The sequence below is a fragment of the Kribbella sancticallisti genome, assembly GCF_039530625.1.
Taxonomy (GTDB): domain Bacteria; phylum Actinomycetota; class Actinomycetes; order Propionibacteriales; family Kribbellaceae; genus Kribbella; species Kribbella sancticallisti.
In genome coordinates, this window is the sequence record NZ_BAAAOS010000037.1 from 1 (window position 1) to 5,599 (window position 5,599).

Genomic DNA, 5,599 nt, shown 5'->3' on the forward strand with positions numbered 1-5,599 from the left:
CGACCGCACCCGCCGGCGACGCGACCGCAGCGGCCGCCGCCGACGACGGGTCATCCGCCGCAGGCGCGACTGCGGCGAGCGCGGCGCCGAACGCCGGGCCGGCGGCGAAGCCGCGGCCTACGGGGGCCAAGCGGGTGGTGAAGGCTGTGCAGTGGCGTTACCGCCGACTGCGGAAGGCCGGTGGCAAGGTGGTGCCGGCCTCGATCAAGAAGTCGGCTCCGGTGAAGATGCTCACCACCGGGCGGCGCAACCAGGACCTCGCCAAGACCTACTGGGCGCGGATCCTCAGCCGGCCGGACGTGCAGACCACCATCGACCAGGCCGACGTGGTGATCGCCCTGGACGCCGGCGCGATCTGGGCCGGTTGGCAGCTCGGGCAGCGCAAGGCCGGTACGCCGGTCGTGCTCGGCGTGCCCGCGGCCCGTCGTGAGCTGGACCGGCTCGTCGGGGCGGGGCATGGGTAACTGCCAGACCCGGGTGGTGTGGCGGGCATGCAGATGACCGCCACGCGTCCGCTTCGTGACCAGCTGCCGACGCCGGTACGCCGAACCGCTGGTGCGGTCCGGCGCCGGCTCCGCGGGCTGCGTTACGCGTACGCGCAACTGCCTGCTTTTCCGGCGGTTTCGACCGAGCCCGTGCGGATGCTGGTCGGCCCGACCAACTCCGCCGGGCAGGGTTACGCCTGGGCCCGGGCAGCCGAGTCGCTGCCCGGCGTGAAGGCGGTTTCGTTCTCCTTGCGCCGTCCGGGCCGCTTCGAGTTCGCCGACGACTACGGCGTACCGCTGGCCTGGTTCGGTCAGTCGCGCTGGCAGAAGGCTCAGGAAGCCCACGTGCTGGGCTCCTACACGCACGTGATGATCGAGTCCTTGCGCCCGTTGTTCGGCGCCCGGGGCGTCCCGGACGCGTCCGGCGAGGTGCGCCAGTTGCAGGCCGCCGGGATCAAGCCGGCCCTGTTGTTCCACGGCTCCGACATCCGGCTGCCCAGCCGGCATGCCGCGCGCGAGCGCTGGTCCCCGTTCGCCGAGGGCGACCCCCTGACCGACCGGCTGGAGAAGCAGGCGAGCCGGTTCGCCGAGCTCGTGGCCGACCTGGACGTGCCGGTGTTCGTCTCGACGGTCGACCTGCTGGACGACGTACCGACCGCCACCTGGCTGCCGGTGGCGATCGATCCGGCGCCGTGGCAGCAGGCCGCCCGTCCGTTGTTCAGCGGCGACCGTCCGGTCGTCGTGCACGTCCCGTCGAACCCGCAGCTCAAGGCGAGCGACCGGATCGACGAGGTACTGACCGAGCTGGCCGGCCGCGGGGTTGTCGACTACCGGCGGATCGACGGCGTCAGCCACGACCGGATGCCGGCCGTGATCGGCGCCGCCGACATCGTCGTCGACCAGTTGCGGATCGGCCTGTACGGCGTCGCCGCGTGCGAGGCGCTGGCCGCCGGCCGACTGGTGGTTTCGTACGTCGGTTCGGTGGTACGCGAGCGGGTGCGTAGTCTGACTGGGCGTGAGGTGCCGATCATCGAGGCGGATCCCGATTCGCTCGCCGATGTCCTCACCGACCTGCTCGCCGACCGTCCCGCGGCCGCCGAGCGGGCCGCCGCCGGCCCCGCCTTCGTGGCGGAGCTGCACGACGGGCGGCGCTCCGCAGTAGCACTCACTGATTGGCTTGACCCGAAGGAGAGCTTGTGACGTCCCGGATCGCAGCGTCGGCAGAGGTCGACGAAACCGCGCAGATCGGCGACGGATCGTCCGTCTGGAACCTGTCCCAGATCCGCGAGAACGCGGTGCTGGGCACCAACTGCATCGTCGGCCGCGGCGCCTACGTCGGCACCGGCGTGCGGATCGGCAACAACTGCAAGATCCAGAACGACGCCCTGGTCTACGAGCCGGCCGTGCTCGAGGACGGCGTCTTCATCGGTCCCGCGGTGGTGCTGACCAACGACCAGTTCCCGCGGGCGATCAATCCGGACGGCAGCCTGAAGAGCGCGTCCGACTGGGAGGCCGTCGGAGTCACCCTCCGGCAGGGCAGCGCCGTCGGGGCGCGCTCGGTCTGCGTGGCACCGGTCACCATCGGCCGCTGGGCGACCGTCGCCGCGGGTGCGGTCGTCACCAAAGACGTGCCAGACTTCGCGCTGGTCGCCGGGGTCCCGGCCCGCCGGATCAAGTGGGTCGGCAAGGCAGGTGTCCCGTTGCTGGATGTCGGCAACGGTGACTGGAAGTGCCCGCACACGGGCGAGATGTATCTCGAAACCGACGGACGGCTTCGGCCGGCCGACGAAAACCAGGAGGAGAACTGATGGTGCAGCCGATTCCGGCCGCGAAGCCGATCATCGGGCAGGAGGAGCGGGAGGCAGTCGACCGTGTGATGCGCAGCGGAATGCTCGCCCAGGGTCCTGAGGTCGCTTCGTTCGAGCAGGAGTTCGGCGCGGCGCTGGTCTCCGGTCGAGCCTGCGTCGCGACGAACTCGGGCACCTCGGGTCTGCACCTCGGCCTGCTGGCCGCGGGCGTCGGCCCGGGCGACGAGGTCATCGTCCCCTCCTTCACCTTCGCCGCCACCGCGAACAGCGTCGCGCTGACCGGCGCGACCCCGGTCTTCGTCGACATCGAGCCGACCTACTTCTGCCTGAGCCCGGCCGCTGTCGAGGCCGCGATCACCGAGAAGACCAAGGCGATCATGCCGGTGCACCTGTTCGGTCACCCGGCGAACATGACCGAGTTGGGCGCCATCGCGGCCAAGCACGGCCTGCACCTGTACGAGGACGCCGCGCAGGCGCACGGCGCGACCTGGAACGGCGCACCGGTCGGCACCTTCGGCGAGTTCGCCATGTTCAGCCTGTACCCGACCAAGAACATGACGTCCGGTGAGGGCGGCATGAACTCGGTCGCGAACGCGGACATCGAGCGCCGGATGCGGCTGCTGCGCAACCAGGGCATGCTCAAGCAGTACGAGAACGAACTCGTCGGCGTGAACAACCGGATGACCGACCTGCACGCCGCCATCGGCCGGGTGCAGCTGACCAAGGTCGGCGGCTGGACGAAGCAGCGGCAGGAGAACGCGTCGTTCCTGGACGCGAACCTGCAGGGCGTGGCCGTGCCGGCCGTGGCCGCCGAGGCGACCCACGTCTACCACCAGTACACGATCCGGGTGACCGATGACCGCGACGGCTTCGCCGACGCGCTGCGGAACGAGCACGGCGTGGGCTGCGGCGTGTACTACCCGATCCCGAACCACCGGCTGCCCTCGTTCAAGCGCGAACTGGACCTGCCGGAGACCGAGAAGGCCGCGGCCGAGGTGCTCTCGCTGCCGGTCCACCCGTCGCTGTCCGAGGAAGACCTGAACCGGATCGTGACCGCGGTCGCGACCGTGGCGAAGGCTGGTGCGTGAGATGGCTAACCTGCGAGCCGGACTGATCGGTCTGGGCATGATGGGCCGGCACCACGCCCGCGTGCTGGGTTCCCTCGAAGGCGTCGACCTGGTCGCCGTGGCGGACCCGGGTGGCGACAAGCACGGCGTCGCCAACGGCCTGCCGGTGCACGAGAACGTCGAGCAGTTGATCGCGGCCGGCATCGACTACTGCATGGTGGCCGTCCCGACCCAATACCACACCGAGATCGCCAAGTCGCTGGCCGAGGCCAGCGTGCACGCGATGATCGAGAAGCCGCTGGCCGGCTCCTCGGCCGAGGCGGCGGAGATCGCCAAGGCCTTCGAGGCCGCCGGCGTGATCGGCGCGGTCGGCCACATCGAGCGGTACAACCCGGCGCTGCAGGCGCTGCGGTCCCGCCTCGAGGCCGGCGAACTCGGTGACATCTACCAGATCACCACCCGCCGCCAGGGCCCGTTCCCGGCCCGGATCGCCGACGTCGGCGTGGTGCTCGACCTGGCCACCCACGACATCGACCTGACCGCCTGGGTGACCCAGTCGCCGTTCGCGTCGGTCTCGGCCCAGAGCGCGCACAAGAGCGGCCGGCAGTACGAGGACCTGATCGCCGTCACCGGCAAGCTGCAGGACGGCACCGTGACCAGCCACCTGGTCAACTGGCTGTCCCCGATGAAGGAGCGCCTCACCGTCGTCACGGGTGAGCGCGGCGCCTTCATCGCCGACACCCTGCTGGCCGACCTGTCGTTCCACGCCAACGGGACCGTGCAGACCGCCTGGGACGACGTCGCGCACTTCCGCGGGGTCAGCGAGGGCGACATGATCCGCTACGCGATCAGCAAGCCCGAGCCGCTGAAGGCCGAGCACGAGGCGTTCCGCGACGCGATCCTGGGCAAGGAGACCGACATCGTCACCCTGCAGCAGGGTCTGGCCACCGTCGTCGTCGCCGAGGCCGTGATCCAGTCCGCGACCAACGACGGCAAGACCGTCATGCTGACCGACGCGCTGAACGGCGTGCTGGGCTCCGAGAGTGCTGGAGCCGCGCAGTCATGAAGGTCCTGAGCGTCGTCGGGGCCCGCCCGCAGTTCGTCAAGCTCGCCCCGGTCGCGGAGGCGTTCGCCGCCACCGAGCACCAGCACGTCATCGTGCACACGGGCCAGCACTACGACAAGAACATGTCCGACGTGTTCTTCGCCGACCTGAAGATCCCGGCCCCCGACGTCCACCTGGGCGTCGGGTCGGGCAGCCACGGGGTCCAGACCGGCGCGATGCTTGCCTCGATGGACGCCGTGCTGGACGAGCACCGCCCCGACTGGGTGCTGGTCTACGGCGACACCAACTCCACCTTGGCCGGCACACTGTCCGCGGTGAAGATGCACCTGCCGGTGGCGCACCTCGAGGCCGGGCTGCGCTCCTTCAACCGGCTGATGCCGGAGGAGCACAACCGGGTCCTGACCGACCACGCGGCGGACCTGCTGCTGGCCCCGACGCAGGTCGCGATGGACCACCTGGCCAACGAGGGTCTGCGCGAGCGGTCCCGGTTGGTCGGCGACGTGATGACGGACGTCTGCTTCCGGGTCCGCGACGCGGTGAAGGACGAGCCGCTGGATCTGCCCGACGGGCTGAAGCGCGGCGAGTACCTGGTCTCCACCATCCACCGGGCCGACAACACCGACGACCCGGAGCAGTTGGCCGCGATCGTCGACGGCCTGGCCTCGCTGGACACCCCGGTGCTGCTGCTGGCCCACCCGCGGCTGGTCGCGCGCTGCGCCGAGTTCGGCATCAAGCTGGAGCGTCCGGGCGGTTCGCTGCACACCGCGCAGCCGCTGGCCTACCCGCAGATGGTCGCGGCGGTGCTCGGCTCGGTCGGCGTGGTGACGGACTCGGGCGGCCTGCAGAAGGAGGCCTTCCTGCTCGGCACCCCGTGTACGACGCTGCGCACGGAGACCGAGTGGACCGAGACCCTCGAGGACGGCTGGAACGTGCTGACCACCGACCTCGGCAAGCTCCCCGAACTGGCCGTCCGGCCGGTTCCGGCCACCGAGCAGGCCGCGCCGTACGGCGACGGCCAGGCGGCCGGTCGCGTCGTCTCCGCCCTCGCGGGGTAGCGCCGATGACGAAGGCCGCCGAGGAAGAAAAGGACGAGCAGCAGACTCCGCCCGGGTCTGCTGCCGCCGCCGGTTCGGCGACTCTGCCACCGGCCGCCGCCGACGCGATGCCGGCCGT

The 5,599-nt window shown here is 70.8% G+C and carries 6 protein-coding genes; all 6 read left to right on the forward strand.

The genetic code is table 11. The features are described from left to right. Nucleotides 1-464 (forward strand): hypothetical protein (locus ABD255_RS25015; RefSeq protein ID WP_344218015.1); only part of this gene is annotated, 464 nt, incomplete at its 5' end. A gap of 33 nt (nt 465-497) precedes the next feature. Beyond that, nucleotides 498-1,685 (forward strand): hypothetical protein, encoded by a 1,188-nt coding sequence (locus ABD255_RS25020; protein WP_344218017.1) that lies wholly within the window; start codon nt 498-500, stop codon nt 1,683-1,685. Beyond that, complete coding sequence (locus ABD255_RS25025; RefSeq protein ID WP_344218019.1) at nt 1,682-2,293, forward strand: acyltransferase; 612 nt, start codon at nt 1,682-1,684, stop codon at nt 2,291-2,293. Before ABD255_RS25020 ends, ABD255_RS25025 begins: the two co-directional genes overlap by 4 nt. After that, entirely contained in the window at nt 2,290-3,381 is a 1,092-nt protein-coding gene (locus ABD255_RS25030; RefSeq protein WP_344218385.1) for a DegT/DnrJ/EryC1/StrS family aminotransferase, read from the forward strand. The genes ABD255_RS25025 and ABD255_RS25030 overlap by 4 nt, the downstream gene beginning before the upstream one ends. Before the next feature lies 1 nt (nt 3,382). Then, nucleotides 3,383-4,426, forward strand: a complete 1,044-nt coding sequence (locus tag ABD255_RS25035; RefSeq protein ID WP_344218021.1) for a Gfo/Idh/MocA family protein — start codon at nt 3,383-3,385, stop codon at nt 4,424-4,426. Further along, nucleotides 4,423-5,481 (forward strand): non-hydrolyzing UDP-N-acetylglucosamine 2-epimerase, encoded by a 1,059-nt coding sequence (gene wecB / locus ABD255_RS25040; RefSeq protein ID WP_344218023.1) that lies wholly within the window; start codon nt 4,423-4,425, stop codon nt 5,479-5,481. Before ABD255_RS25035 ends, wecB begins: the two co-directional genes overlap by 4 nt. The last annotated feature ends 118 nt before the right edge of the window (nt 5,482-5,599 follow it).

What these genes read in the sequence shown, in the direction of transcription:
- ABD255_RS25020 (WP_344218017.1), top strand. Translation starts at nt 498, where the DNA reads ATGACCGCCACGCGTCCGCTTCGTGACCAGCTGCCGACGCCGGTACGC.
- ABD255_RS25035 (WP_344218021.1), top strand. Translation starts at nt 3,383, where the DNA reads ATGGCTAACCTGCGAGCCGGACTGATCGGTCTGGGCATGATGGGCCGG.
- wecB (WP_344218023.1), top strand. Translation starts at nt 4,423, where the DNA reads ATGAAGGTCCTGAGCGTCGTCGGGGCCCGCCCGCAGTTCGTCAAGCTC.